Source organism: Pseudonocardia sp. TRM90224 (genome assembly GCF_021245725.1).
In the GTDB taxonomy this organism is placed as follows: domain Bacteria; phylum Actinomycetota; class Actinomycetes; order Mycobacteriales; family Pseudonocardiaceae; genus Pseudonocardia.
Genome location: NZ_JAJGSX010000001.1, coordinates 23882 through 48538, shown reverse-complemented (window position 1 = coordinate 48538; position 24657 = coordinate 23882). Strand labels below are relative to the sequence as shown.

The following is a 24657-nucleotide window of genomic DNA, read 5'->3' as shown; positions in this document are numbered from 1 at the left end:
TCGTGGATCCAGCTCGAACCGGAGGTGGCGATGAAGTTCGTGATGGTGCCGGGTGGCTGGCAGGGCGGATGGGTGTTCGACGAGGTGGCCGCGGATCTGCGCCGCGACGGCCACCAGGTGGAGGCGGTGACGCTGGCGGGGCTGGCGCCGGACAGCCCAACCGATGCGAGCAGGCCGCCGAACCTCGACGACCACATCGACCAGGTGGCGAAGATCGTCGACGACAGCGCCGGAACTCCCATCGCACTCTGCGGACACAGCTACGCCGGGATGGTGATCGCGGGCGTCGCCGACCGGATCGGCGAGCATCTCGACCAGCTCGTCTACATCGACGCCTACGTCCCGGCCGATGGGGACTCGTGCTGGAGCCTGACCAGCGACAGCTTCCGGGAAATGTTCATCGCCGGCGTCGGCGCCGATGGTCGGTGGGTCGCGGTCCCCGACGGGCTCGACCCGCGCGCCCGGGCGCACCCGTTGCCGAGCTTCGTCCAGTCGATCAGGCTGGCCGACAACCCCGGACCCGCCTTCGGGCGGACGTACATCAGCGGAGGCGCCTGGCCGGGCAGCCCGTTCGTCGCCCTGACCGAGCGGTTGCGCAACGAGCCGGATTGGCAGGTCCACGAAATCCCTGTGGGGCACAACATCGCCCGCCGCGACCCGCACAGCCTTGCCGCTGTTCTTGCCGCCCTCTCCCGATAGAGGGCCTCAGTCGGCCTCTTCCGCCGACTCGCTGCCGAGGTTGACAAAAGCTCTGATCGCAGGGGTTCTCGTGTTCCGCGGACCACCAGGGGAGCAGGACGAAGTCGGCTCCGTTTTCGATCGGAACGGTGACCGGGTCGTGGCGCAAGGAGACGGTTTCGAGGACGAGGTGATCGTGAACCACCCGAGCCGACCTTGATCGAGGACGGGGGCGAGCTCGTGGAAATGGCCCTGCCACTCCGGGAACGCGGCTTGGGCGATCGGTCGACCATTCGGTGCGGTGGTCGGGTTCCAGTGCTGTCGGAACAGCAGCGGGCCGAACTCGGGCAGCGCGATGATCGGGTGCTCGGTCAGGTCGTCCATGCCGATCGATGATCGCTGCCAGCGGGTGGTTCCGGCCGATGAGCAGCGCTGGTCGCTCGCGGGCTATCGGCGGCCCGCAACGCAGCCCCTCGGCCGGGTCGCCACCAGGTGCCGGGCTCGGCCACCACGTCAACCAGACGTCCAGATCGCCCTGGTGGAGCGCGTCGACGTAGTCGATGATGTCGACCCGCAGGCGACGAACAGAGGTGCCGGGGACTCGCGCCCGGAACTCGTCGACGAGTCTCCTGACGGCCACCGAACCGTCGACGGTCATGACGTGTCCGACCCGCAGCACCCCGCTCATGCCGGCAGCCATGCCGGTTGCGGCGGCGAGGGTGCTGTTCAGTTGCGCGACGATCGGCGCGATGTCCTGAGCGAAGATCGGGCCGACCACGGTGAGGTGGACCCGTCGACTCGTCCGCTCGAACAGCTTGGCGGCCAACCGGCGCTCTATCGAGCTGATGCGCTGGCTCACGTACGAGACCGAGATGCCGAGCCGTTCCGCGGTCCGGCCGAAATGCAGCTCTTCCGCGTTGGTCTTGGTGGTTGCGTTTTTCAAGGGGGCCCTCGCCGGGCGGGCAAGTCTCCGGGATGGGTTGGGTCGTGCCATCCCGTCGACCTCTTGGGGGATACCACACGGCCGCCCGTGGGCGGAGCTTCGTCCGTTGTGTTGCGTTGGTTTGAGGGCCGCCCACGGGCGGCCGTGTGGTGGGGGTTTCACCAGGTCGACGGGATGGCACTCTTGCTCCACCTGTGGGTGGCGGGCACGCCTTCGGCCGGCCCGGGCTTGGGCGTCGACAACGACGTTTTGGCTGTTGTTAGCGCTCACAAACGACCAGAACGTCGTTGTCGACGGTCTCCCCGTCGGTGTGCGGGTGACGGCACGCCGGTTTTGGTGACCTTGTAGACCTCAGCAGGGTCTGCGCGGTGTGAAAATCGTCTTTGGACGGCACCACAGGACAGAGGACCACCCACTACCCGCAGGCTGATCGTCGGGACTGGAGTGCAGGTCGGGGACGGCAGGCGACGCAACCAGGAAATACGCTCTTCACCCAACCCAGCCACCTCAAGAAGAGGGAAGAAGTCGAAATTGGAGTGGCTATGGATCTTCACCGCGTCTAAAATGGAGATATGTCCGAGAACCTGCAGACCGCCCTCGACGGGGTGGCACAACTGCAGGCAGACACCCTGGTCGGGGCGTTCGAAGAACGGTGCGCCGCGACCCGTGAGTTAGAGGTTCTGGGGCGGCGGGTGGACTTTGCGAAGGTTTGCGCGATCAGTGCTTTTGTTCGTGAGGGCGGCTTTCACGCGCGGGGGTACACGTCGCCGATCCACGCGATCCGGGATCTGTGGAATCTCGACCGCAACGATGCCAGGCGGTACGTGACCGCCGCCGAGCATGTCTGTCCTCGGATCGCCCTGGGCGGTCAGGTGTTGCCGCCGCGGCTGCCTGCCAGTGCGGCGGCGTTCGAGGCGGGGGCGATGAGCCTGCGGCACGTGGAGAAGATCGTCGAAGTCCTCGGTTCAAAGGAAGCCGGGCGGTTGACACCGGCGACGTGCGCGTACGTCGAGATCCAGCTCGCAGACCAGGCGGCTGTGTTCGACCCGCAGGGCCTCTACACCCTGGGGATGCGGGTGGTCCGGTCGTTCGACCAGGACGGACCCGAACCTGACGACGGACCGGAGTCCGAGGTCAACGAGCTGACCATCACCCGCCACCCCGACCGGGCCGGCGGAACCATCAAGGGTCGGTTCGACAACGCGGTCCTGTTCGCCAGCATCGCGACGTTGATCGACGCGAAGTCGAAGCCGACCACCAGCGATGATCGGCGCAGTGCTGGGCAGCGTCAGGCTGAGGCGTTGGCTGACGTCTGTGGGTATGTCCTTGACCACGGCGACGTCCCCCGTGCCGGCGGGCACCGCCCGCACCTCAACGTGCACATCCCACTCGCAGAGCTGGAAACCCGGGTCCGGACCGCGGTCCTCGACTTCGGCGGCGCCATCGCCACCAAGGATCTGCGGCTGCTCGCCTGCAACGCCGCTGTCATCCCGATCGTCATGAACGGCGACAGCCAACCACTCGACATCGGCCGCGCAAACCGCGTGATTCCCGACGGAATGCGACGAGCCGTCGCCGCCCGTGACCGGGGATGTGCGAGGTGTGGCCGTCCGCCGAGTTGGTGCGACATCCACCACATCATCGAATGGCAGAACGGTGGACCGACCGAAATCAACAATCTGGTGATGTTGTGCAGGATGCATCACCGAGAAGTCCATGCCACGGAATGGTTTGTGCGAATAGTTGATGGGCTACCGGAGTTCATTCCGCCCAAATGGGTCGACCCGGACCAAATTCCACGACGAAGTACCAGGCTTGCCGTCTAGGAGTTCCCGCGAAATGGCGGCGGTTGTTGCCAGCAGCGTCGGGACAACGGCCTGCACCGCAAGCCGGTCGGCCTGGATGGAGATGGTGGCGGCCGCCACGACCACGGAGTCGTGGAAGATCGGTGCGGCGACGGACGTCGTGCCGATCTGGAACTCCTCCTTGTCGACCGCGTACTTGCGCTGGCGGACGAGCTGGAGCTCAGCGTTGAGCACATCGGGGTCGGTGATCGACCGGGCCGTTCTGGCGGGCAGTCCGCGCTCGACGATCAGCTGCTGGCGGAACTCCGGGTCGGCGAAGGCGAGCAGCACCTTGCCCGAACCGGTGCACGTGGCCGGCATCCGTCCACCGACCCGGGTGTCGATCTTGGTGCTGGTGCGGCCGGAGATCTTCTGCAGGTAGACGACGTCGAAGCCGTCGAGGACGGCGAGCTGAACCGTTTCCCGCAGGACCTCGTACAGGTCGGCGAGGTAGGGCGTCGCGGCGTCCCGCAGGCCGAGACCACGTTGCTCGGCGAGGTTGCCGAGCTCGAACAACCGCATCCCCAGGCGAACTCCGCCCCGGGTCGGCTGCAGCATCCGCTGCGCGACGAGCTGCCCGACGATGCGGTTCGACGTCGCTTTCGGCAGCCCGGTCCGCTCGGCGATCGCTGCCCGGGAGACGGCGCCGTCGCCGGATGCCACGGCCTGCAGCACCGACAGCGCCCGGGCCAGCACCCCGTCGTGACTCATTGAGTGAGTCTGCTGGTTCCCGGATATCGAGGCCAGCTCTACATTCTGCGAACTCGAGCTGCGGTGAGGGGGAGAGCGATGAGTTCGTCGACGGCCGGGCCCGGTCATCAGGTCCATGTGGTGGGCCTCGAATCCGTGACCGTCGGCTTCGAGTGCGACGGCGCGTCGGATGGTCGGCCGCTGATGCTCCTGCACGGGTTCCCGGACGCGGTCGCAACGTGGGACGGCGTTGTCGGTGATCTCCTGCGGCACGACCCTGGGCTGCGGATCGTGCGGCCCTACATCCGCGGACACGGCCCGACGGTGGTCCACGAGGGCCTCCCCATCACCGCGGAGACCTCGGCGTTGGCCCAGGACGTCGTCCAGCTCGCCGATCACCTCGGCATCAACCGTTTCCACCTGGTCGGCAGCGACTGGGGCTGCCGAGCCGCGTATGCGCTGGCCGGACTGTGGCCGGACCGGGTGCGTTCAATGGTCACCGTCGGTACCGGTTACAACGAGGCGACGCCGATCACCGACCTGTCGATGCCGCAGGTGTCGTCCTTCTGGTACCAGTGGCTCTTCAACACGCCGCACGGCGAGGAACTGCTGCGGGCGCGCACGACGGAGTTCTGCCGCCATCTCTGGCGGGTCTGGTCGCCGTCGTGGAGCTTTTCCGATGCGGAGTTCGAGGCTGCCGCCACCGCCTTCGCGAACCCGCAGTTCGTCGACACCGTTCTGCACTACTACCGGTATCGGTGGGGTGGCGCGCCGGCCGCCGGCCGCTACGTCGAGACGCAACGCCACGTCGAGTCGATGCCGGACATCACCGTTCCCACCACCCACATCCAGGGAGGTGCGGACTTCTGCACCCGGCCCGAGACCGCGTCTCAGTTCGAGGGCCGGATCAGCGCGCCCTACCACCGGGTCGACCTCCCGGGCATCGGGCACTTCCCGCAGCGCGAGGTGCCCGTCGAGGTCGCCGCGGTGATCCGACGGGCGATCGCTCGAGTTGATTTCGCCGACGGGGATGGGAGCTTCGAATGACGGTTCCGGGAGCGTTGCTCGTGACCGGTGGAGGGCGAGGCATCGGCGCCGCTACGGCACGGCTCGCCGCTGAACGCGGATACGTGGTCGCGGTCAATTACGCGAAGGACGCGACCGCAGCCGAGCGGGTCGTCGCCGATATCCGCGACAACTGCGGTGCGGCGATCGCGGTGCAGGCCGACGTCTCCGTCGAAGCGGATGTGATGCGCCTCTTCGCGACCGTGGAGCGCGAGTTCGGGACCCTGCACGCGCTCGTCAACAACGCGGGCATCACGGGCGGGTTCGGGCGCGTGAGCGAACTGTCCGCCGACGTGGTCGAAAGGGTCTTCGCCGTCAACGTCATCGGTGCGTTCCTGTGCGCCCGAGAGGCCGTGCGGCGGATGTCGACGCTCGCCGGAGGCGAAGGCGGTGCGATCGTCAACGTCTCGTCGCGGGCTGCTCGGCTCGGCGGCCCCGGGGAATGGGTGCATTACGCGTCGTCGAAGGGAGCGCTGGACAGCCTGACCGTTGGGCTGGCGCGCGAGGTGGCTGGTGAAGGCATCCGCGTCAACGGTGTTGCCGCCGGCCTCATCGACACCGACCTGCACGCCGAGGCCGGTAAGCCCACCCGAGCCCGGGATCTTGCCTCTGGCATCCCCCTGCGCCGTGCCGGAACGGCCTCCGAGGTCGCCGAGGCGATCCTCTGGCTGCTCTCGCCCGCCGCGTCCTACGTCACCGGTGCGACAACAGCCGTCGCCGGTGGACGGTGAGCGACGTGTCGCGGGGTCGCGGCTGACTGCCCAGGCGATTGCAGCGAGCTTCAATCGCTGTGCAAGGACGGACGTACATCCTCATCTTCGGTGATCGTCGGGGTTGTCGAGCTCGGGTAGTCGTCGACGCAGCGGGACCGAATTTGCCTCCGGAAAGTCTCTCCTGGAAAGGAGTAGGAGAAGGATGTTCGGGACGCAGCTGCGAGCAGCGCGACTGACTCTGGGCCTCTCACAGCATGAACTTGCGGAGCGCGCTGGGGTCAGTCCCAGGGCAATCCGGTACATCGAAGCAGGCAAGGTCGCGCGGCCTCATGCGCGCACGATGGAGCGCCGGCCGCCCACCCGTTCGCCACCCTCGGCCTCGGCCTGCCCGTGGCCGCGGACCCGGCGCTCACCGGCAGGGCTTGACGCATGCCCATATGGGAATATGATCGTGGCATGGCACGGGCTGCGACGACGTCGGATGCGTTCAACGCGATCGCTGAGCCGCAGCGTCGGGAGATCTTGGTGTTGTTGCGGGCGGGTGAGCGGCCGGTGACCGAGGTGGCCGTGGAGTTGGGGATGAGCCAGCCGCGGGCGTCCAAGCACCTGCGGGTGCTGCGTGAGGTGGGGTTGGTGCGGGTCCGTGGAGCGGGCAAGCAGCGGCTGTACGGCTTGGACGCCCGCGGGCTGCGGCCGATCCATGAGTGGACCGGCGGGTTCGAGCGGTTCTGGGCCGAGAGCTTCGACCGGTTGGACACCTACGTGCAGGACCTGAAGCGGACACGGCAGGAGGAGTGAACAGTGGCAAGCGCAAGGCAGGAAGCGCGGGAGTCGGCGCCGGCCGATCGGGAGATCATGGTCTCCCGGGTCATCGACGCCTCGCGGGAGTTGGTGTTCGAGGCGTTCACCGAGGTTCGGCACCTGTCGCGGTGGTGGGGTCCGGAAGGGTTCACCACCACCACGCGGTCCTTCGAGTTCCGCGAGGGCGGGGTCTGGGACTTCGTGCTGCACGGGCCGGACGGCACCGACTACCCGGAGTGGATCACGTGGACCGAGATCGTGCCGCCTGAGCGGATCGTGCTGATGCACGGTGAGTCCCGCGATGACCCGGACGCCTTCGAGTCGGTGCTGACCCTCGAACCGGACGCCGCGACGACCCGGGTCGAGATGCGCACGGTGTTCGCCACCAGGCAGCAGCGCGATCAGGCGGTCGAGAAGTACCGCGCGATCGAGGCCGGCAAGCAGACCTTGAACAACCTGGCCGCCTACGTCGCCGAGACCCTTCAGAAGGGGGAGCAGGGCTGATGGGCGGCAAGGTGTTCTTCAGCGTGACGATGTCGCTCGACGGGTTCATCGCGCCCGAAGACGTGCCCTTCGAGGACGTCTTCTCGTCCACTGGTCAGGACGACCCGAAGGTCCAGCGGTGGCGGACGAAGTGGTCGGAGCTGCAGGCGTGGGCCTTCCCGCAGCGGTTCATGCGGGAGAACCTGAAGATCGGTGAGGGCGGCGAGGAAGGAGTCGACAACGACATCGTGCGGGCAGCCCACGAGCGCACCGGCGCGAACGTGATGGGCAAGCGCATGTTCGACGCCGGCGAGCTGGCCTGGCCGGATGAGGCGCCCTTCCACACCCCGGTCTTCGTCGTGACCCACACCGAGCGTGACCCGTGGGAGCGGCCCGGCGGCACCACGTTCCACTTCGTGAACGACGGCATCGAGCAGGCTCTCGACCGGGCTCGCGAGGCCGCCGATGACCGCGACGTCCGCATCGCCGGCGGCGGCGCGGCGGTCCTGCAATACCTCAACGCCGGCCTGGTCGACGAGTTCTCGATCACGCTGTCGCCCGTGTTCTTCGGCGCCGGCACCCGCCTGTTCGAGGGCGTGGACGCGGACCGGATCGCGCTGGAACCGGTCCGGACGGTGTCCTCGCCGAAGGTGACGCACCTGACCTACACCGTCCAGAAGCGGTAGCCCGGGCGCTACCACGCATCGGGGTGCTGGCGAGGATGTCGGCCGCCGCAGCCGCTGCTGTGATCGTTCCGTGCTCATCCGTCGACACCCGCTCCTGTCCTTCTTCGCGCTGAGCTATCTGCTCAGCTGGCTCGCCTGGTCGCCGTTCGTGCTGGGCGGCACCGGGCTCGGCATCGTGCCGATCCGCGTCCCGGAGGTATGGGGCAGCGCGCAGACGCTCGGTGTCATGCCGGGTTCGTTCGTCGGCCCCATCGGTGCGGCGTTCCTCGTGACAGCGCTCTCCGGCGGTCGCCCGGCGTTGCGCAGGTGGGGTGCTCGGCTGATTCGATTGCGGGTCGGATGGCACTGGTACGCGGCGGTGCTGGTCGGTGTGCCCGTCGTATACGTGCTCGCGACGCTGCTCCTGCCGGGCGGTTGGGAGGCATTGCGGCCGCCGACTCTCGGGCTGCTGCTCGCGTATGTCCCGATGCTGCTGGCGCAGCTGGCGACGACGGGCCTTGCCGAGGAACCGGGCTGGCGGGATTTTGCGCTGCCGCTCCTGCAACGCCGGTTCGGTCCATTCGCCGGTACCCTCGTCGTCGGCACGCTATGGGGTGCTTGGCACCTCCCGCTCTTCTTCACGGGGTGGGCCGGGTGGCCGGATGTCACGATTCGTCAATTCGGCGAGTTCATGCTCGCCGCGATCGCGTTGAGCATCGTGATGACCTGGCTGTTCAATCGAACCGGCGAGAGCCTGCCGATCGTGATGCTCTTCCATTGCAGCCTCAACAGCGTCGCGTCGCTCGTGTGGGCGCCGATGTTCCCGACGATGGATGCCGGCCGCGACTCGCTGACCGCATTGCTCATCGCGTCGATGGTGCTGGCCGTCGTCTGCATTGTCGCCACCCGGGGACGGCTGGGCTATCGATCCGGAGCGGCCACAGCCGCGGAGGCTGCGCAGCCCGAATCGTCCGTCGCCTCGAACGGGGTCGATCCCGACTTAAGGTAAACCTCCTCAGTCGGCCGTCGCCTGCGTAGCGTCCTGCTTGCGCAGCTCCCCGGGAGCGGCGTCGAGGTGGCAGTGCTCTCGGTTGATGTCGACGGCCTCCTCTGGACCGCCGCCGGCAAGGTGACGCGTGGCCGACGCACGACCTGTTCTCCGGGCGCGGTGGGGTCGGTGAACGAACGGCACTTTCGTCCATACCTAGTGGACGAAAGTGCCGTTCGTTCACTTCCTGACCCAGGGGCAGCGGGCGGCTGGATCCTCAATCCAGCCAGACCGGGATCCGACCAAGCTCGGCCGGGACTGGGCCAAGGAAGGGTGCCCTTCCCAGGGCACCCCGCCGGCGCACCCGGGGAGGTGTCACCGGAGTGCCAGGAAAGTGGCTTTCCTGGCACCGCGTGCGGAAAGCACGCATCCCGTTCGCCACGGGCGCCGGCCGGGTACGCGGCCTGCCCGGCGCCAGCGGCTGGGTCGGGGAGTGCTGGGAACGTGGCTTTCCAGGCAACGTGTGCGTCCCGCACCCATCTCGCCATCGCGCACGCCGGGTGGGGAGGGCAGGCCGGGGTCAAGTGCCCGGCGGCTGTGACGTCAGGTCGTCCGCCAGCGGGCCCCGTGAGTAGTAGACCCGCCCGGCGTGCCGGGCCTCGACGATGAGGTCGTTGTCGCGGAGCACGGCGGCGTGGCGGGAGAGCTGTGCGCCCGACACGCCCGTCCGGCGTTGGATCTCCGCCGTGCTGGTGCCGTGGGTGACGGCGAGGAGGATCTGGGCGCGGGTCCGGCCGATCAGCTTGGCCAGCGCTTCCGGGTCGGGCGGCCGGGGCGGCTCCCGCGGGATCGGGTAGACCAGCACCGGAGGCAGGCCCGGATCGGCGAGCTTGACGGGCATGTTGTAGCAGAACCACGAGGGCACCAAGATCATGCCGCGACCGTCGAGGTGGACGTCGGCGTCGAACGGGTAGGCCGATTCCAGCACTCGTTCGGCTTGGTGCCAGATGCTCGGCGGGGGGAGCCCGGCGAGCATCGCGTCGATGCCGAGCTCGGTCCGGATCCCGGAGAGCCTGGCCGACTCGGCCGCGACGGTCCGGTGGATCGAGCGGCGGTGCGGTGCCACGGCGGTCGAGTAGTACGTCCGCAGCGTTCTGCTCAACGTCCGCAGCGCATCCGTGCGTCCGCTGGCCAGATCGGCGCCCCAACCCGGCGCCGGGCTGCGCGTCGAGAGGAGCCCCAGCTCGTCGGAGATCCGCGTTTTGGGGGTCGAGAGCACGTCGTCGATCCCGGATTCGAGCTCGTCGAATCCGGCGGTTGCGGTGTGCGGGGTGAGGAAGTCGGGGAAGTACGCCGCCAGGGGGAGCAGCGGCAGGGCGTGATCCCGCACTGCGCGGCCGAGCGGCTGACCGGCGAGCAGCGATGTGGTGGTGGCACGCCACTCCTGGATGTCGAGCGGAACGGGTGGCCCGTTGTGGTTGAGCGGGCGCCGGTGCTGCAGGCGGTGCAGGCTCAGCACGAGTTCCCACAGCGGATCGGGACCGGAGCTGACGTGTGTGCGCCTGAGGTCGTCCGAGGTGAAGTGGATGCGCAGCGTGAACGACCCGGCGGACCTGGCGGGCGCCGGATCGTCTCGGTGCGTGGCGCTCAGCGGCAGTGCCCTCCGATTCGGCTCAAGCCCTCCAGCGGAGGCTAGATCCATCGGCACCGATTCCAGAAGGCCTTCCTTAAGCCCGCGCTGCGGCTCCTGCGTGCCGGTTTGCGTCTGGGCGCAAGTCCGTGGACGTCGGGCGTGCGCCTTCCCATGATTTCCGGTCGTGGGCCGGAAAAGCTGCTCGGCCTGGTTGCAGCGATCGGGGGGATCGCGATGTACAGCGTGCGGACGATGGAGCTACGCGGTGACATGCACGTGGACGGAGCACGTGTCTGGTGGTCGGATTCGCAGGTCCCGGGTGTGGTCCGGGCAGTCGGGGTGCAGGCGCAGCTCGCCGGGGTCCGGCGGCAGTGGAAGGTGCCCGGAGCGAACGTCAAGCTGATCATCAGCTTCGGCGACCTGCCACGGGTGATCGGCGGCGGGCCGCTGGACTGGCGGGCGGGTGCCGACGCGCCGGCGATGATCGCCGGCCCCATGGACAGCCCGTCGCTGCGGGAATGGTCGGGCTCGCAGAGTGGCGTCCAGCTCCAGCTCACGCCGCTCGGGGCGTACGCGATGTTCGGGGTGCCGATGGCGGAGCTCACGAACGCGATGACCGACATCCGTGACGTGATGGGGGAGCGCGGCCGCAGGCTGGTCGAGCGGATCGCCGACGCGCCCGAGCGCGACCGCGTGCCGATGCTGCGCTTCATGGCGGAGCAGGCCGTCCTGCAGGGGCCGGCGGTCGACGGCTGGCTCGCGGAGTCGTGGCGCCGGATGTACACCAGCCACGGTGACGTCCGGGTCGGTCCGCTCGCCGAGGACGTCGGGGTGAGCCGGCGGCACCTCACCCGCGAGTTCCACCGGCTGGTCGGGCTGCCGCCGAAGAAGATGGGTCGGATCATGCGGGTGGGGCGGGCGTTGGGAATGATGAGCAGCGGTGCCTCGCCGGTCGAGACGGCAGCGATCTGCGGGTACTACGACCAGTCGCACCTCGAGAGCGAGTTCCGGGAGCTGACCGGTCGGTCGCCGAGCGAGGTGCGGGTGCGCGGTGGGAGGGGCTTCTCCCATGCCGCTTGAGCCGGCCCCGTCGCGGTGGGCCAGCCCGCCCTCGGCTCCGCGGTGGCGGCCGGCGCTGTGGCACGCATGGCGCTGCCTCGCCGAGTCGGAGTGCGATTCCATCGCGGTGCAGCGCTGGACGGTCATCCGCTCACAGGCCGAGGAACACCTCGGCCCCGACCACTTCCTCACGCTCGCCGCGCGCAACAACCTCGCCTACCGGATGGGCGAGGAAGGTGACGAGTTCCGCGCTGCCGGCGACTGCGCGGAGCTGCTCGACGACATGCGGCGGGTGCTGGGGCCGGATCACCCCGAGACCCTTGCCACCCGTAACAACCTCGCCCACTGGCAGGGGCATGTCGAGCGACGAAGACGACGCTCGATCCGCGTACGAGGAACTGCTCGCGGACGTCGTGCGGCTGCGTGGAGCCGATCATCCCGAGACGCTCGCCACGCGCCACAACCTCTGCCACTGGCTGGGCCGGACGGTCGGTGGGATCGACACGGTCCACGCCTACGAGCGCTTGCTCGCCGATCGGTTGCGGGTGCTCGGCGTCGATCATCCGGACACCCTCGTCACCCGCCACGACCTGGCCAGCCAGCGGCACTGGACGATGGATGTGGTCGGCGCGCTCGCCGACTACGAGACGCTGCTCACCGCAGTGTTGCGGGTGCACGGTCCCGATGACGTCAGGTCGCTCCAGGCTCGCAACGACCTCGCGTTCTGCCTGGAGCGTGCGGGTGACCCAGCCGGCGCTCTCGCTGTGCACGAGGAGCTGCTCGTCGAGGCGCTGAGGCTGCTGGGGCCGGACCACCCCGACGTCCTCGCCACCCGCAACACCGTTGCTCACGGGCGGGGCCGGGCCGGCGACGCGGCCGGCGCCGCGGCGGCGTACGAGGAGCTGCTCGCCGCTCACGTGCGTCTGCACGGCCGCGACGATCGCGAGACCGTCGATCTCTGGGGGAAGGTCGCCCATCGGCGGGGCCGGGCCGGTGACCTGGACGGTGCGCTCGGCGCGAACGAGGAGGTGCTCGCCGCCCGGCTGCGGCAGTACCCGGCCGACCATCCCGAGACGTTGGTCGCCCGGCTGTTCCATGCTTCGGCCTGGGGCGAGGCGGGCGACCCGGCCGGCGCCGCCACCAGGTTCGAAGAGCTGCTCGCCGACACACTCCGGGTGCTCGGACCCGACGACCCGCTGACCTTCCACGCGCGGGTAGGACTCGTGACCTGGTGCGCACGGGCGGCCGACGCGACCGGTGCCGCGACCGCGGCCGACGAGCTCCACACCGAAGCGGAGCGGCTGTTCGGTCCCGGCCACGACGTGACTCTCGCTACTCGGGCCCTCGCTGAGGAGAAGCGCCGCGGTGCAGAGTGAGGCCGAGGTGGACGAGATCGACGTCGCTGTGCTGCGCGGCGACATGCAGCTGGCCGGTGGGCACGAGCATTCCGCGTCGACGGTCCCCGGGGTGGTGCGCGCGGCGGGGATCCGCACGCACCTCCCGCAACCGGTCCGGCAGTGGAGGGTGCCGTCCGGTCTGGTCAAGTTGGTGATCAACTTCGGCAGTCCCATCGAGGTACTGGAACCGCGTCGGCTCTGGCGCGCATCGGCCGACACCACCGCGTGGGTCGTCGGTCCGACGACGGTCCCGGCCGCGACCGAGTGGAGCCGGCTGCACCACTGCGTGTTCGTCCACCTCACGCCGCTCGCGGCGGCTGCGGCGTTCGGCATGCCCATGTCGGAGCTGACGGACACGATCGCCGACATCGGCGACGTTCTCGGCGCCCGCGGCCGCCGGCTGGCCGAACGGGTCGCCGCCGCCGACGAGGGCATGCGAGTGGCGCTGCTGCGATCGAGCGTCGAACGCGCCGTGCTCACGGGCGCGCCCGCTGATCCGCGATTGACGTACGCGTCGACCTGCATGCGCGCGAGCAACGGCCGCGCCCGGGTGTCACGTGTCGCCGACGAGGTCGGCCTGAGCCGCCGGCACCTCACGCGGGCGTTCCAACAGCAGATCGGGATCTCCCCGAAGCGGATGAGCCGGCTCCTGCGGGTTCAGCAGGCCATGCTGCTGCTGAACCGGGGAACGTCGATGGCCGAGACCGCGATGCGCTGCGGCTACTACGACCAACCGCATCTCCACAACGACTTCGTCGAGCTGACCGGCCGGTCGCCGAGCCTGCTCACGCCGCGCAGCGGCGTCGAGTTCTCGCTCACCGGCCCGATCGGCCCGAGTTCGAGACGTCCCCGATGAGGATCTCGCCCAGCGGGGTGCGCGAGTAGAAGAGCCGGCCGGCGTGGCGGGCCTCGACGACGAGGTTGTTGTCGCGGAGCACGGCGGCATGCCGGGAGATCTGCGGTGGGGAGATCCCGGTCCGTCGTCGGATCTCCGCGGTGGTGGTGCCGTGGGTGATGGCGATGGATCCCCGCGAGCCGGGTCGCCTCCATCGCGACCCGCTGCTCGATATGCGCCCTGTAAGGGGCGATCGCGGTGGCGAAGTACGACTGCGTCGTCTCGTGCAGGACCCGAAGCGCCGCCTGGTCCCCGGTGGCGAGCTCGGCACCCCAGCTCGGCGCTCCGCTGCGGGTCGTCAGGCGATCGAGCTCATGAGCTATCCGCAGCCGCGGCGTGGACAGGACGGTGTCGATCCCGGTCGGGAAGCCGCCGAACCCGGGCTCCGCGTTGTGCGGCGTGAGGAAATCGGGGAGGTACGTCGACAGCGGGAGCAGGGGCAGGAGGTGGTCGCGGACCGTGTGGCCGAGTGATTGCCCGGCCAGGTTCGTGACGACGTTCGACCGCCAGTCGAGGATCTCCCCCGGAATGGGCGCCAGGCGGCTGCCGACGGGGTGTCGGTGCTGCAGTCGTTGCACGCTGAGAACGAGTTCCCACACCGCGTCGTGGCCGGTGGCCACGGTCGTCCGGGCCAGGTCCGCGGCCGTGAAATGGACGCGGAGCGCCTTCCGGGCCGGTGCCCTCACCATCCGCCGATTCTGTCTTCCCAGGTCGAGGGGTGCAACAGGGGCAAATCGCTCGACCGTTTCTGCGACGTCGCGTTGCCGGAATTCGATTTAAGGACCGCCTGTTCGCAGTGCTTCCCGATCGCCAACTTCGTTTCGTGGTCGACGTACCCGGGTTGCTGAACACGCGCAACCCGGTTCGTTCCCACCAGAAGAGCCGGCCTGCTCGTTGCTGACGTCCCGCGACTCAGCAGGCCGGCTCTTCTGCGCCATCTCTCTGCGCCAGCGCTCCTGGGCCATCTGCCGACCGCGGATCGCGAGGTCGTGTAGCCGGGGATGCCCGATCCTGGCCGCGCTGCCATTGCTCCTTTCGGGCCCGAGCGGAGGTCCGGGCCGGGTGCCGGCCAGTCGATAGCCCGATCCACGAACGGTCTCGATCAGCCCGGGCCGACCCAACTTCGAGCGCATCGTTGCCACGTGCACGTTCAGCGTGTTGTCCACGCCGAGCCACCCCGGATTCCAGTTCTCGGCGACGATCCGTTCCCTGCTGCAGATCGCGCCGTCCTCGACGCAGATCATCGCGAGGATCTGGTACTCCTTCCTCGACAACAGCACCGGCGTTCCGGCCACCGTCACGTGTTGTCGCAGAAGATGGACGACGACATCGTCACGGCGGCACACCGTCTCGATCCGCGGCCGGGGCGGATGTCGCCGGGCGGCGACGATGCGCGCGATCAATTCACCGACTGCGAACGGGCCCACCACGAAGGAATCGGCTCCGTTGCGGATGCTGCGGTTGCGTTCGTCGATGCCGGACCGAACCGTCAACGTGACGATCGGGATGCGGCTCGCGGCCCTGATGGCCCGGCAACCCATGAGACCGTCGAAGTCGGGGAGCCCGAGTTCGAACAGCACGACGTCGGTCGCGGAGATGTCGTCCAGCGTGTGCATTCCACGACGGACGATCGTCAGATCCAGCCGGTGCCGGATCAACGACTCGGCGAGAGGGCCCCGGTCCCGATCGTCGTTGGCGATCAGCAGGGCGCGCATTCCAGGATCCGGAAGGGAGTCGGCCCAGCGTTCACGTTCGGCTCCTCGGGATACCTGCGACGGTGCGGACCGTGTCGCGAACCGCGGAGCGGAGAGCCGCGATGTCGGTGATGTCGCCGTTGTCGACGCTCTCCAGCACGCGGGTCGGCGCGCGCTCGAGCTCGTCCCGATCGGAGCCCGCCTGCAGCAGTTTTGCGAGCAGGTCCTCGTGGACGCTGCTCATCGCCTCGATATGCATCTTCATCTGCACGAACGCGGTGCGGCACCGAGCCGGCGTCGCGTCGTTCCGTGTTTGACCAGACAGGGTCCCTCACCTCAATTCCAGGCACGTCCGACCATCCTTTCGGGGTCGACCGAGGCTACGAGCGGGCCGGCGGCCCGGTCTTGGAAAATTGGGACAACGATGCTCGTGCGGCGGCGCTCATTCGTCCGTAAGCGAGGATTCCGAGCGACAAGACGGACCATGGCCACGATCCGTCGACGCCCGGCCGGCGAGCGCGCTCGGGTCCCGCACCCGAGGAGGGTCGGCGGCTCGGCACCGTCCTGCCGACGCCCCCGATCGACACCCGTCCGACGGTCCGCGGGGCCGGGCACCGAGCGCCCCGGAGGGCGCCGGCGCCGCCTGACCGGTCGGCGGCGAGACGTGGTGGTGGCCGAAAGTGGCCATCGGTGACGCGAAGTTGAGTACCGATTGGACTGGCTTTGAGCGGCCAGAAGGTGCATCATCGTTGCGTCGGGCCGCCAAGGATGGGCTCGATCGGTTGATTGCTGTCGCTTCGCAACCGGCCGCGTGATGCTCGTGGAACACGGGTTGTGTCTCAGACGCGACGCGTGTCCCGAAACTCGGCTCGCCGCCCGGCGAGCCTGCCTCGGCTTGCCCGACGATTGCTGATTCCGCGCAATCGCCCATTGGTGCCGCAGGCCGATGTCTCACGCTCGTCTCCGCGCTACGGCGCCTCCACCAGCAGGTTCAGCGGTCCGTCGCCGCCCACCCGGGCAGCAGCGGCAAACCACAGGGAGAAGCACAGCATGTACGGACGCCAGGTCGAACACGGTGAGGGCGCCAGCCCTGCCGTGTCCGTCCGCGTCGTACGGCTGCGCATGCGCCCCGTCGAGGTTGTGCTGGAAGTCCTGCGGTGGGCCGCCGGGCTCGCCCTTGCGGTCGCCGCGCTGTGGGCCGGAGCGGCACTGCTCGCCACTCCCGCAGCCGCGGCCGCACCGGCCGTGTCGTTCACCCAAAGCATTCTGAAGGCGAGCAAGGAGCGCGCCGCCGGAATGCCGATCGCGGGCACCGAAAGCAGCGGTGGGAACGGCGGGGGCGGGGACGATTCCGGCGATTCCGGCGATGGCGACTCCGGGGGCGGCGACTCCGGGGGCGGCGATTCCGGGGGCGGCGATTCGGGAGGTGGCGATTCCGGCGGAAGCGATTCCGGCGGGTCGTCCAACGGGTCGGACGGGAACGAGTCGGAAGGCTCGAGCTCGAACGACGAAGGTTCGAACGACAACGGTTCGAACGAGAACTACTCGAGTGCGGGCGACTCGGGCGACGACACGAACTACAAGAGCGACCCAGAAAACGGCTCGGACAACGGGTCGGACGACAACGGCTCGGATGACAACGGTTCGGCCGCTGACAACCGTTCGGACGGCAGCAGCTCGAACAACGATCGCCCGAACAATGAGCGCTCGGACGAGTACAGCTCGAACGCGGACAAGGGTGACAAGGGGTCCGGCGAGGAATCGAGCGAGAAGCGTTGGAACGAGAAGGCGGACGAGCCGCGGGAGGACCGCGGCGCGCGCTCCGACCGTTCCGCGAAGGCCGCCGACAACAACTCGCAGCCCGATGACAACGAGCAGTCGAACGTCGAAGCGAAGCAGCGGCCCGAATCGGAGGACGACGCGACCGAATGGGCGCGCTCGACCGAACGTGACGACGCGGACAACGACGCCAACGACCCGGAGAACGGCGCGGACAACGGCGCCGACCGGAAGCGCGATGCGGCTTACGGCGACGGCGAGCAGGAAACCGAGCGCGGCGGCGATCTCGCGGAGCGCATTCGCGCGGAGCTCGACAAGCGGATCACGGACCGCTGGGCGAGCACCGACGAGGATTCGGACTCGAACGGCGACGACTCGGCCACTGCTGACTCGGCCAATGGCGATCGGGCCGAGCGAATTCGGGCCGCGCTGAGCAACAACATCGACGAGCGCCTTCCCGAATGGGTTCGGGATGCCGGGTCACGCGACTCCGACTCCGACTCCAACTCCAACACTGACGACCGGACCGCCACCGAACGCGGGCGTTCGGATGTCGAATCGGATCTGTCGGATCGGATCCGGGACGAGATCTCCCGGTGGGCCGGTGACCGCGACGAGGACGGGGATTCGTCGGACGGCGCGGAATGGGCCGACCGCTTGCGCGAACGGGTCGAGGGTCGAGCTGCCGAGCTCACCGAACAGGCCGAGGAATTGCGTGACCGGTTGACCGGTGACGGCGCTGATCTCGCCCAGCGGATGGAGGAGCTGGCGGGCGATCGCGGCGACGACGGTGACAACGCCGATCGCCGTGGTGGCGATGAGCTCGCGGCGTGGCTCGGGGAGCACCGTGGTGACCCGGATTCCGATGGTGCCGAGTGGGCCGATCGGTTGCGCGAGCGGGTCGAGGGCCGAGTTGCGGAACTCACCGAGCAGGCCGAGGAATTGCGTGATCGGCTGACGGGACAGGGTGCTGATCTCGCCCGGCGGATCGAGGAGCTGGCGGGCGACGAAGGCGGCAGTGCTGACCGCCGTGGCGGGGACGAGCTTGCGGCGTGGCTCGGGGAACACAATGCGGACGCCCATAATCCGGAAGCACAGTCCAATGGTGCGGAGTGGGCCGATCGGTTGCGTGAGCGTGTCGAGGGTCGGGCTGCGGAACTCACCGCACAGGCCGAGGAATTGCGTGACCGGTTGACCGGTGAGGGCGCTGATCTGGCTCGGCGGATGGAGGAGCTGGCGGGCGACCGCGGTGACGGCGCTGACCGAAGTGGCGGCGACGAACTCGCGCGGTGGGTCGGCGAGTGGCTCGGGAAGCACAGCGTCGATGGGAAGTTCAGTGCCGACGGGGAGTCGCCCGGTGGCGCGGAGTGGGCCGATCGGTTGCGTGAGCGGGTCGAGGGTCGGGGTGCGGAGCTGACCGAGCAGGCCGAGGAATTGCGTGATCGGCTGACCGGTGAGGGCGCCGATCTCGCCCGGCGGATCGAGGAGCTGGCGGGTGACCGCGGCGCCGACGCCGATGCGCCTCGTGGCGGCGCCGGCGGTGCGGAGCTCGCCCGCCGGGTGGTCGACTGGGCGAAGAGCTTCACCGGACGCGACGGGGACGGCGACCGCATGGCCGAATGGGCCGAGCGGGCCGGCGAGTGGGCCGAGCGCATCTCGGATCGGATCGGCACGGGCGCCGACGGCCCGGACGACGCGTTCGACATGGGTCGGCGCGCCGCCGAGTGGGCCGAGCGGCTGCAGGAACGCGGTGCTGGTGAGTTCGGTGCTGGTGCATTCGGAGAGGGCGGTACCGGCGGGATGGACGGGCGCGAGCTCGCCCGCTGGATCGGGGACGAGCAGGCCGACGGCTGGGGAGCCGACAGCGGCCGTGGCTCGGATCGATCCGGTGAGGTCGCCGAGCTGGTCCGGCAGGCGAACGGCTGGGCGGCGGACGTCGCCGAGCGGGCAGGAGCGTTGCGTGAGCAGCTCGACGGCGACGTGGCGAGCTGGCTGCGCGAGGCCGCACGGGAAGCCGGGCGGGAGGCCGGGCAGGACGGCGGGCGCGACCGCTCCGGGCTGGCCGAGTGGCTGGGCGGGACTCCCGGTGGCGAGCTGATCGAGCGGGTGACCGACTGGGCGGCCGGGCTTGCCGAGGACGCGGATCGTGCGATCGACCAGGCTCGCGAGATCCTGAGCCGGCTGCCGGACGGCGGCGACCCGGCGACGGTGGAGCAGCTGCGGAAGCGGTTCGGCTCGGATCCGACCGGTGGTGGCGCCCCGGCCGGCCTGGAGCCTTCGGGGAAGCGGCAGATGTGCGCGGCTTCCGAGAGCTGCACCGGCGTCTCGGACGAACCGACCACCCGGTTCGCGTCGATGCTGTCGGGTCGCGGCCCACCAGCCGGCGACGAAGACTCCGAGCAGTACCGGTCCTGGTACGCCGAGCAGACCGAGAAGGCGCTCGAAGGCCGGATCAACACCGACAAGTCCGCCACCGAGCTGGAGGAGTCCCGCAAGCAGGCTGCTGCCGGGACGATCACCGCCGACGAGCTGGCCAAGCGCGAGACCGCGCACAACGAACTTTCCGCGCAGGCTGAAGCGGACAAGGCGCAGCTTTCGAGCAACCGCGCCGACCTGATCGACGAGGTGGTCGACGGCCACCGCGACATCTCCGCCCGTGAGACCGCGCTGGCTGCCGAGGAGAAGCAGGTTGCCGCCGGGACGCTGGCGAAGGATGTGTACGACCGCAACGCCGCGCAGCTGGACGAGGACCGGAGCGAGCTCTACAAGTCCACGGACGAGCTGCGTGCGATGACCGAGCGCGACCGTCCGGCCGGGCTGCCCACGTGGGCGCCGCAGGACGGGTCCGCCGCCGGGTGTGGATCGAGCGGGGCGTTCGTCGAGTGCCGTTCGGTCACCGATTCGGCCGACCACGAGCAGGAATCCGACCGGTGCATGGCGCTGGCCGGGGTCTCCAGCGGGTGTGGTGCGTCCACCGGATCCGGTGAGAACAAGGCCTCCGCCTCCTGTGTGCTGAGCGGCGCCGAGCAGGGCTGCGGGAGCAACGCCTCGGCGGGTGAGAACAAGGCCGACGGGTGGTGCTCGCTGGGCCAAGGTGATTGTTCCCAGTCCAGCAGGGCCGATCTGTCCGGTGCCGAGGCGGACTGCCGCACCTCGGCAGGTTCCTGCCGCACGTCGGGCAACGGCGTCGGCGGTGGGGAGACCGATCCCGAGAAGGCCGCGCTCGACGGGACGACGACCCGTGCGGTGACGATGACCGGCCCCGAAGTGACCGGTACCGACAAGCACTCCGGCGCGGCGACGGCCACGTGCAATGCGGCCACCGACGGCTGCGGCACCGCTGTGCGCGTCGAGGTGGACGGCGGTACCCACTCCGGCGGCCGCAACGAGGCCCTGGCGACGGCCGAGGTGACGTGCGGCGGCGGGGCTGCCGACTGCACGGGCACCGCCGGCACCGACACGAAGGCCGACGCAACCGCCACCGTCACCACCCCCGCTCCTGTCGTCCGTGACACGGCAGCGACCGCGCCGGCGCTCGGCGAGCCGGCCGCGGCGGCAACTGCGGCCCCCGCGACGCCCGCCCCGACGGTCGAGAACCGGCAGGTCGTCGCCGGCGGTGCGGCGAACTGCGCGGTGACCGCTGGTGGTTGCAAGGCGGTCAGTGGCGCCGACGCGGCCGAGGGGCGCACCGAGGGTTCCGGCGAGGGCGGCGCGGCGGTCGAGGTCAACTGCGCCGCAGCGACCTGCAAGGGCAATGGCGCCACGAGCACCAACGGCAAGACGGTTGCCGGCGCCGCGGTCCGCGAGACCGCCGGCAGCACCAACTGCACGACCGCCGGCGGCGACTGCCGCGCCGAGTCGGGCTCCAAGCTCGGTGACGAGCCGGCCCCGAGGAGCGAGCGCACGACCTCGGCACTGTTCACGGCGGCCAGCGCGGGCACCGCGGAGAAGCCGGCGACCCGGGCGCTGACCGCCGGCAGCACCACCAAGGTGCGGGTCGACTGCAACAGCGTCGACTGCACCGGCACGGGCGCGGCGAACACGTCGGGTGCGGCGTCGGGCGACATCACCGGGGTGCGCGACAGCACGTCGTCGACGAACTGCTCGACGAAGGGGGTCGGCGGCGGGTGCGACCTGGCCGGCGAGACGTCAGTTGCCGATCGGGCCCCGGTGAGCACGACGAAGAAGACCGACCCCGCCGCGGTGGTCGCGGTGTCGGGCCCGGTCGCGGTCTCGACGGCGGACGCGACGATCCGCTGCGAGGGCGGTCGCGGCTGCGGTGGCACCGCGACCGCGGCGACGAGCGCACGCGACACGGCGGTCTCGCCGGAGGCGCGCGGCACGTCGGCTTCGGCCGAGTGCGCTGTGGACGGCGGAGACTGCCTCGGGGAGTCGTCGTCGAAGGCGTCCAGCGCTCCCGACTTCGTGGTGACGGACCCGGCGACCGGCAAGCCGCTCGCGGGCCAGCCGCTCAGCGGGCCGACGTCGACGTCCTCCTCCAACGCGACGATCTCGTGCGAGCAGGCCTGCACCGGTTCGGTGAAGACCACGAGCACGGCATGGGACGGGGCGATCAACGCCGGTGTGCCGCGGACGTCGGAGGCCACGGCGACGTGCGACGGCGTCTGCGAGCTGAAGGCGGCATCCAACGCGACGACCGGCCCGGGCGCCGCGCTGGCGTTCGCCGGTGAGGACGCGAAGGTGAACGCGGCCCGGTTGCCGGCAGGCCCGTCGGCGGCATCGGTCGCCGGTGCGGCGATGCTCTGCGAGGGCACGGCGACGTGCTCCGGGAAGGTGACCAGCTCGGCGTCCGCGACCGACCCGAGCGTCTCGCCCGACGCACGCGGTTCCCGTTCCGAGGGCTCCTGCGAGGGAGTCAGCGGCGGCGTGTGCCAGGCGGTGACGAACTCGGGTGCCTCGACGGGCCCGGACGCGAACGTGATCGTCCCGGTGGTGGCGGCGAAGTCGACCGCGAACGCGACGGTCAGCTCGGAGCAGACCGGCGAGCAGACCGGCCCGCCGGCCGAGGAGCCGGTGCAGGGCAAGCAGGGCGAGCAGCCGGCCGTCCCGCCGGCGCCGACCGCGCCCGGTTCGTCCGCGAACTCCGGCGCCCCGACGGTGCAGGGCGCGTCGAGCTGGTCGATGGCCGATGCGACGCTGGACTGCGCGTCGGGTCAGAAGTGCACGGGCACGGCGCGCAGCAGCGCGGCCGGCTCGGACGGCCCGACGGCGGTGGCAGGGGCCAACGGGGCCCGTGGCCCACCAGAGGGTGTCTCGAACTCCAGCGGCAGCTGCACCGGCACGGGTGGTTGCCAGGTCCAGACGAGCTCCAGCGCGGGCGCCGGCCAGGTTGTGGCCGACATCGTGGCTGAGCAGCAGAACGAGACCGCCGATGCACTCGCCGAGCAGGCGAAGCAGGCGGAGCAGGACGCGAAGAAGACTGCACAGGTGGCCGCCCGCACGGGCGCGACCGCCGAGCAGAAGAAGCTGGCCGCGGATGCGGCCGAGACGGCGAAGAAGGCGGGCGAGGCGGCGAAGCAGGCTGCCGAGCTGGCCGCGAAGCCGGTGACGGACGTACCGGCCGCGATGTCCAAGTCGTACGCGCAGGCCGCGTGCGCGGGTCCGCGGTGCACGGCGGCGACGACGGGCTCGACCTCGGGTGTTGCGGGCGACGCGAAGACCGCGGCGACGTGCACGGCGGGCAAGGGTGGCTGCGTGGCCGCCAGCGACGTGACGGCGGTCGTCGAGCGCGACTCCGGCCAGCCGGCCGGCGCCGAGGCGAACGCGCCGAACCTGCCCGGCTACTCCGGCAGCGGACAGACGACGTCCGAGATCCAGTGCCCCGACAAGGGCTGCACGGGCTCGCTGACGGGCTCCGCGAACGTCGTGGCCGGGCCGGCCGGCCAGCAGGCGCGCAGCACAGCCGAAGGCTCGACGCGTTGCGACGGCACCACCCCGTGCCAGGCGCAGATCACCGCGGGCAGCAGCGCCGCCGCGAGCGCGCCGGGCGGCGAGCCCGCCCAGCAGTTCGCGATGACCAACGCGTACGTCTCGGCCGGCTGCGACGACGGCACCGAGAGCGGTTGCGCGACGCGCGCCTCCTCGTCGAGCGAGGCCGTCGGCGCCCCGCAGGTGACGGCATCGGCCACGGCCACCTGTGAGGCGGCCGGGATCTGCGAGGCCGCGACGGGTGGCTTCGCAGGCCAGTTCATCGCCGAGACCAACGCGCTCTGCAACGGGACCGCGTGCCGGACGCACACTGAAGCCGCAGCGGACCACGCCGGTGTCGGCGGGGTCGGCACGAACACCGCCCGGTCGGTCACCGACTGCGTCGGCGGCACCGACGGGCAGTGCGCCGGTTCGAGCCGCGCGGCCGCGAACGAGACCGGCGCCCAGGTGGCGGCCAGCTGCGCGGCCGCCGAAGGCTCCACCTGCACGTTCAAGTTCTCGGCTGCGAGCACGTCCAAGAGCGCGGCGGGCAAGAACTCGGCCACGGCCGACGCCTCCTGCGGCACGAGCGGCGCGGCGGGCGCCGGCTGGTGCGGCACGAGCGCCTTCGCCTCCGCCACCGACGGGATCGCCGAGGCCTATGCGGCCTGCGCCGGTAGCGAGAACGCCGGCTGCTCGTACAAGTGGGAGGTCACGGCACGGGACTCCGCACGCGACCCGTCGGGCTCGTACGCCAACGCGTACGCGCACGACTCCGGGACCGGCGGGATCGGTGGCGGCGGGGGCTGGGTGTGGGCGCAGGCCGTGGCCGGCCCCGGGTTCGCGCAGGCCAACATCGGCTGCTCCGACCTCTCCCACTGCGACCGCCGGTACAAGGCCGTCTCACGCGACGAGGCCAGCCAGTTCCTGCCCCCGGACATCGGGGTGTGGGGCGGCATCCTGTCGGCGTGGCGCCAGGACACCTGCTCGGGCACCAGCGGCACCGGCTGCGGCGTCTCCTCGCAGGCGATCCCGGGCCACCCCCAGGGCGGCGTCGGCAGCTGCTTCGGCGACTGCTCGCACTACCACGGCGACGGCGACTCGACGTTCACCCCGACCGTCCCGCCGCTCCAGCCGGTGGTGGTGTGGGTTCCCGAGGGCGGGCCCGGAAGCGGGAACGGCCCCGGCGTCGTCGGCCCGGACGGCAAGCTGCAGGGGCAGATCCACGGCGGCGAGGGCGCGTGCGACGCCGCCGGCAACTGCACCATCACGGTCAAGGGCCCCGGCAACGGCGATGCCGGCAGCAAGACCACCACGTGCAGGGCGCCGTGCACCGTGACCGGCGCCAACGGGCAGCAGATCACGGTGACGGCCACCTACGGCGAGCGCAACGGCAACCCCC

General features: G+C 70.2%; 19 protein-coding genes and 1 pseudogene (1 of these 20 running past the window's edge). 13 read left to right on the top strand and 7 right to left on the bottom strand.

The window, feature by feature from the left end; genetic code table 11:
- The first annotated feature begins 30 nt into the window (after positions 1-30).
- Positions 31-699 (top strand): alpha/beta fold hydrolase, encoded by a 669-nt coding sequence (locus LL648_RS00090; protein ID WP_232660273.1) that lies wholly within the window; start codon positions 31-33, stop codon positions 697-699.
- 760 nt (positions 700-1459) lie between these two features.
- On the opposite strand, the pseudogene LL648_RS00085 reads toward LL648_RS00090, so the two are convergent.
- Positions 1460-1672 (bottom strand): annotated as a pseudogene (locus LL648_RS00085) (helix-turn-helix domain-containing protein); the annotation flags it as partial.
- A gap of 521 nt (positions 1673-2193) precedes the next feature.
- Between LL648_RS00085 and LL648_RS00080 the strand changes: the two are divergent.
- On the top strand, positions 2194-3447 hold the full coding sequence (locus tag LL648_RS00080; protein WP_232660272.1) for an HNH endonuclease signature motif containing protein: 1254 nt from the start codon (positions 2194-2196) through the stop codon (positions 3445-3447).
- Here LL648_RS00080 and LL648_RS00075 read toward each other — a convergent pair.
- Positions 3373-4176 (bottom strand): IclR family transcriptional regulator, encoded by an 804-nt coding sequence (locus LL648_RS00075; RefSeq protein ID WP_232660271.1) that lies wholly within the window; start codon positions 4174-4176, stop codon positions 3373-3375. The genes LL648_RS00080 and LL648_RS00075 overlap by 75 nt on opposite strands.
- 78 nt (positions 4177-4254) lie before the next feature.
- On the opposite strand from LL648_RS00075, the gene LL648_RS00070 reads away from it, so the two are divergent.
- The 7 genes from LL648_RS00070 (at position 4255) to LL648_RS00045 (ending at position 8891) form a co-directional block, all read left to right on the top strand.
- Complete coding sequence (locus tag LL648_RS00070; protein WP_232660270.1) at positions 4255-5202, top strand: alpha/beta fold hydrolase; 948 nt, start codon at positions 4255-4257, stop codon at positions 5200-5202.
- Positions 5199-5951, top strand: a complete 753-nt coding sequence (locus LL648_RS00065; protein WP_232660269.1) for an SDR family oxidoreductase — start codon at positions 5199-5201, stop codon at positions 5949-5951. The genes LL648_RS00070 and LL648_RS00065 overlap by 4 nt, the downstream gene beginning before the upstream one ends.
- Before the next feature lie 184 nt (positions 5952-6135).
- The gene (locus LL648_RS45665) at positions 6136-6489 is read left to right on the top strand and encodes a helix-turn-helix transcriptional regulator (protein ID WP_374111946.1); all 354 of its coding nucleotides are present in this window, start codon (positions 6136-6138) and stop codon (positions 6487-6489) included.
- Complete coding sequence (locus LL648_RS00060; RefSeq protein WP_232660268.1) at positions 6390-6731, top strand: ArsR/SmtB family transcription factor; 342 nt, start codon at positions 6390-6392, stop codon at positions 6729-6731. Before LL648_RS45665 ends, LL648_RS00060 begins: the two co-directional genes overlap by 100 nt.
- 3 nt (positions 6732-6734) lie before the next feature.
- A complete protein-coding gene (locus tag LL648_RS00055; RefSeq protein ID WP_232660267.1) occupies positions 6735-7238 on the top strand; it encodes an SRPBCC family protein in 504 nt (167 codons plus the stop codon).
- The gene (locus tag LL648_RS00050) at positions 7238-7903 is read left to right on the top strand and encodes a dihydrofolate reductase family protein (RefSeq protein WP_232660266.1); all 666 of its coding nucleotides are present in this window, start codon (positions 7238-7240) and stop codon (positions 7901-7903) included. Before LL648_RS00055 ends, LL648_RS00050 begins: the two co-directional genes overlap by 1 nt.
- 70 nt (positions 7904-7973) lie before the next feature.
- Positions 7974-8891 carry a CPBP family intramembrane glutamic endopeptidase gene (locus tag LL648_RS00045; protein ID WP_232660265.1) on the top strand — a complete coding sequence of 306 codons (918 nt, stop codon included), beginning with the start codon at positions 7974-7976 and terminating at the stop codon, positions 8889-8891.
- Positions 8892-9450: 559 nt separating this feature from the next.
- Here LL648_RS00045 and LL648_RS00040 read toward each other — a convergent pair.
- Positions 9451-10389 (bottom strand): winged helix-turn-helix domain-containing protein, encoded by a 939-nt coding sequence (locus LL648_RS00040; protein WP_232660264.1) that lies wholly within the window; start codon positions 10387-10389, stop codon positions 9451-9453.
- Between the two features lie 390 nt (positions 10390-10779).
- Here LL648_RS00040 and LL648_RS44920 point away from each other — a divergent pair, with 390 nt between their 5' ends.
- Entirely contained in the window at positions 10780-11583 is an 804-nt protein-coding gene (locus LL648_RS44920) for a helix-turn-helix domain-containing protein (protein WP_232660263.1), read from the top strand.
- Between the two features lie 130 nt (positions 11584-11713).
- Here the strand turns inward: LL648_RS44920 and LL648_RS00030 are convergent, their stop codons facing one another.
- Entirely contained in the window at positions 11714-11920 is a 207-nt protein-coding gene (locus tag LL648_RS00030; RefSeq protein ID WP_232660262.1) for a hypothetical protein, read from the bottom strand.
- On the opposite strand from LL648_RS00030, the gene LL648_RS00025 reads away from it, so the two are divergent.
- Complete coding sequence (locus tag LL648_RS00025; RefSeq protein WP_232660261.1) at positions 11919-12938, top strand: tetratricopeptide repeat protein; 1020 nt, start codon at positions 11919-11921, stop codon at positions 12936-12938. The genes LL648_RS00030 and LL648_RS00025 overlap by 2 nt on opposite strands.
- On the top strand, positions 12928-13815 hold the full coding sequence (locus tag LL648_RS44915) for a helix-turn-helix transcriptional regulator (RefSeq protein ID WP_232660260.1): 888 nt from the start codon (positions 12928-12930) through the stop codon (positions 13813-13815). Before LL648_RS00025 ends, LL648_RS44915 begins: the two co-directional genes overlap by 11 nt.
- Here the strand turns inward: LL648_RS44915 and LL648_RS43635 are convergent.
- The 3 genes from LL648_RS43635 to LL648_RS00010 all read right to left on the bottom strand — a co-directional run bounded on the left by LL648_RS43635 (position 13775) and on the right by LL648_RS00010 (position 15813).
- A complete protein-coding gene (locus LL648_RS43635) occupies positions 13775-13897 on the bottom strand; it encodes a hypothetical protein (RefSeq protein ID WP_255684279.1) in 123 nt (40 codons plus the stop codon). The two genes, LL648_RS44915 and LL648_RS43635, sit on opposite strands and share 41 nt — an antisense overlap.
- A 733-nt stretch (positions 13898-14630) precedes the next feature.
- A complete protein-coding gene (locus LL648_RS00015; protein ID WP_232660259.1) occupies positions 14631-15569 on the bottom strand; it encodes a response regulator transcription factor in 939 nt (312 codons plus the stop codon).
- Between the two features lie 31 nt (positions 15570-15600).
- Positions 15601-15813 (bottom strand): hypothetical protein, encoded by a 213-nt coding sequence (locus tag LL648_RS00010; RefSeq protein ID WP_232660258.1) that lies wholly within the window; start codon positions 15811-15813, stop codon positions 15601-15603.
- Between the two features lie 785 nt (positions 15814-16598).
- Here LL648_RS00010 and LL648_RS00005 point away from each other — a divergent pair.
- Positions 16599-24657, top strand: part of the annotated coding region (locus LL648_RS00005; protein ID WP_441344295.1) for a preprotein translocase subunit SecA (this coding region is incomplete at its 3' end). Its footprint extends 23881 nt past the window's final position; 8059 of its 31940 annotated nt are in view.

What these genes read in the sequence shown, in the direction of transcription:
- LL648_RS00030 (WP_232660262.1), bottom strand. Translation starts at nt 11,920, where the DNA reads ATGCCCCTGCCAGTGGGCGAGGTTGTTACGGGTGGCAAGGGTCTCGGG.
- LL648_RS00070 (WP_232660270.1), top strand. Translation starts at nt 4,255, where the DNA reads ATGAGTTCGTCGACGGCCGGGCCCGGTCATCAGGTCCATGTGGTGGGC.
- LL648_RS00010 (WP_232660258.1), bottom strand. Translation starts at nt 15,813, where the DNA reads ATGAAGATGCATATCGAGGCGATGAGCAGCGTCCACGAGGACCTGCTC.
- LL648_RS00060 (WP_232660268.1), top strand. Translation starts at nt 6,390, where the DNA reads ATGGCACGGGCTGCGACGACGTCGGATGCGTTCAACGCGATCGCTGAG.
- LL648_RS00080 (WP_232660272.1), top strand. Translation starts at nt 2,194, where the DNA reads ATGTCCGAGAACCTGCAGACCGCCCTCGACGGGGTGGCACAACTGCAG.
- LL648_RS00090 (WP_232660273.1), top strand. Translation starts at nt 31, where the DNA reads ATGAAGTTCGTGATGGTGCCGGGTGGCTGGCAGGGCGGATGGGTGTTC.
- LL648_RS00065 (WP_232660269.1), top strand. Translation starts at nt 5,199, where the DNA reads ATGACGGTTCCGGGAGCGTTGCTCGTGACCGGTGGAGGGCGAGGCATC.
- LL648_RS00075 (WP_232660271.1), bottom strand. Translation starts at nt 4,176, where the DNA reads ATGAGTCACGACGGGGTGCTGGCCCGGGCGCTGTCGGTGCTGCAGGCC.
- LL648_RS00025 (WP_232660261.1), top strand. Translation starts at nt 11,919, where the DNA reads ATGTCGAGCGACGAAGACGACGCTCGATCCGCGTACGAGGAACTGCTC.
- LL648_RS00050 (WP_232660266.1), top strand. Translation starts at nt 7,238, where the DNA reads ATGGGCGGCAAGGTGTTCTTCAGCGTGACGATGTCGCTCGACGGGTTC.
- LL648_RS45665 (WP_374111946.1), top strand. Translation starts at nt 6,136, where the DNA reads ATGTTCGGGACGCAGCTGCGAGCAGCGCGACTGACTCTGGGCCTCTCA.
- LL648_RS00015 (WP_232660259.1), bottom strand. Translation starts at nt 15,569, where the DNA reads ATGCGCGCCCTGCTGATCGCCAACGACGATCGGGACCGGGGCCCTCTC.